The 473-nt window shown below is 58.1% G+C and carries 2 protein-coding genes; one reads left to right on the top strand and one right to left on the bottom strand.

Features of this window, described 5'->3' with window-relative positions; translation table 11 throughout:
• The coding region (locus AC0T7J_RS25195) for a cell wall hydrolase (protein WP_473798466.1) at nt 1-267 on the top strand (267 nt) is incomplete at its 5' end.
• A gap of 12 nt (nt 268-279) precedes the next feature.
• Here AC0T7J_RS25195 and AC0T7J_RS25190 read toward each other — a convergent pair.
• Nucleotides 280-473, bottom strand: a 194-nt coding sequence (locus AC0T7J_RS25190; RefSeq protein WP_473798463.1) for a hypothetical protein, incomplete at its 5' end; no start/stop codon positions are given.

Raw genomic sequence — 473 nt, 5'->3', positions numbered from 1 at the left:
GGCGTGTGCCAAAAGCCGTACCAGTTCAGCTGCTGGAATAAGACCGACCCGAATTATCAGTTCCTGATCGGCGTGAAACAGATCCCGTTCCGCGAGCTGGCGCAGTGCCGGATTGCTGCTGACCGAGTGATCGACGGCAAGGTGCCGGATCCTACCGGCGGCGCCACGCACTATTACGCCACCAGCATCAAGGCATCTGCCTGGGCGGCGAAGGCCAAGCAGACACTCAAGCTCGGGCACCACGTCTTCTTCAAGGATGTGCCGTAGCCCGGATCGCGCTCACTCTTCCTCCTCGCTATCGCTAAGCTCCCTGAGCAGGCGCTGGTTTTCATTGAACAGATGGTTCCTGCTGTGCTCGACGTCGGCGAATCTTCGCCTTTCGCTCAGTAAATCGCTTTCGGTGTGCTGAAGCTTTGCCCTGAGAGAGTTTCTCTCTTCCGTGAGCGCGTCATTGTCTCTGACCAAGCCTTCGA

This window comes from Pantoea sp. E956-1 (assembly GCF_982223955.1).
This window is presented reverse-complemented; position numbering and strand designations above follow the sequence as displayed.